The sequence below is a fragment of the Pseudomonas uvaldensis genome, from assembly GCF_021271205.1.
GTDB lineage: Bacteria > Pseudomonadota > Gammaproteobacteria > Pseudomonadales > Pseudomonadaceae > Aquipseudomonas > Aquipseudomonas uvaldensis.
In genome coordinates, this window is record NZ_JAIWKS010000047.1 from 1 (window position 1) to 448 (window position 448).

The 448-nt window shown below is 65.8% G+C and carries 1 protein-coding gene; it reads left to right on the plus strand.

Annotated elements, in window-relative coordinates; translation table 11 throughout:
* Positions 1 to 448, plus strand: a 448-nt coding sequence (locus LCU97_RS26520; protein WP_232778216.1) for an AMP-binding protein, incomplete at both ends; no start/stop codon positions are given.

The window sequence follows — 448 nt, forward strand, 5'->3', positions numbered from 1 at the left end:
CAGCCCCATCGGCAAGCGCATCCCTGACTTGCAGTTGTACGTGCTCGACGCCCTGCGCGAGCCGGTGCCGGTGGGCGTGGCGGGCGAGATGTACGTGGGTGGCGCAGGCGTCAGCCGTGGCTACCTGAACCGCGACGAGCTGACGGCCGAGCGCTTCCTCGCCAACCCGTTCAGCCGTGAACCGAACGCACGGATGTACAAGACCGGTGACCTGGGTCGCTGGCTGGCGGACGGCAGTATCGAGTACCTGGGCCGTAACGACGACCAGGTGAAGATCCGTGGTTTCCGTATCGAGCTGGGTGAAATCGAAGCTACGCTGGCGGCCTGCGAAGGCGTCAGCGAGGCCGTGGTCATCGCCCGTGAGGACGAACCGGGTGACAAGCGCCTGGTGGCTTATGTGATCGCCAAAGAAGACGCGCAGCCATCCGCAGCCGACCTGCGTGCCCAG